The sequence below is a fragment of the Micromonospora inaquosa genome (genome assembly GCF_003857055.1).
GTDB lineage: Bacteria > Actinomycetota > Actinomycetes > Mycobacteriales > Micromonosporaceae > Micromonospora > Micromonospora inaquosa.
This window is the reverse complement of record NZ_QGSZ01000382.1, coordinates 1-750: the sequence shown is the minus strand read 5'-3', so window position 1 is coordinate 750 and position 750 is coordinate 1. Positions and strand designations below refer to the sequence as shown.

Annotated in this window: 1 protein-coding gene; it reads left to right on the top strand. The window is 68.5% G+C overall.

The annotated features are described in order from the left end of the window. Positions 1-750: M14 family zinc carboxypeptidase (locus DLJ59_RS34345; protein ID WP_279635800.1), on the top strand; the 750-nt coding region annotated here is incomplete at both ends.

The window sequence follows — 750 nt, the reverse complement described above, 5'->3', positions numbered from 1 at the left end:
GTGCCCATCAACTGCAACGTGCACGGCAACGAGCCCGGCGACCGCGAAGCCTGCCTCATCATGGCCCGGCAACTCGCCTTCAGCACCGACCCCCGGATCACGGACCTGCTCAGCCGCACCACCGTCCTGATCGTCCCCACCATCAACGGCGACGGCCGGGCCGCCAACACCCGCGGCAACTCCACCGGCCAGGACCTCAACCGCGACTACTCACTGATTCGCCAGCCCGAGACGGCCGCGTACGTCAAGATGGTCCGCGACTACCGACCCGTCGCCGGCTACGACGGCCACGAGTACGGCAACTCCCGCGCCGGCGACCTGCCGATGCTGCCGCCCCGACACCAGAACGTCCCCCAACCGATCTTCGACCAGTCCCTGGACATGATCGAAAACCACATGTACGCCAAGGGCGCCGAAGCCGGCTGGTGGGCCTGCCCCTACGGCTGCGAAGGCGGCGGCAACGTCGGCCTCAGTGAGGAAACCATCCTGCGCAACACCCTCGGGCTCAAGAACGTCGCCAACTCCCTGCTGGAACTCCGCAGCTCCGGCGGACAGACCCGACCCGACGAGGGCAACACCGCGAACAACCGGCGCCGCAAGACCTACTCGGCCCTGTGGACCTTCCAGCAGTTCCTGGACTACCACCGCGCCGACCGCGGCGACATCCTCACCTCCCGCGCCGAAGCCATCGAGATCCAGGCCGCCAACACCGGCCGCCTGGTCTTCCGCGGCTCCCGACCGATCCCCGCC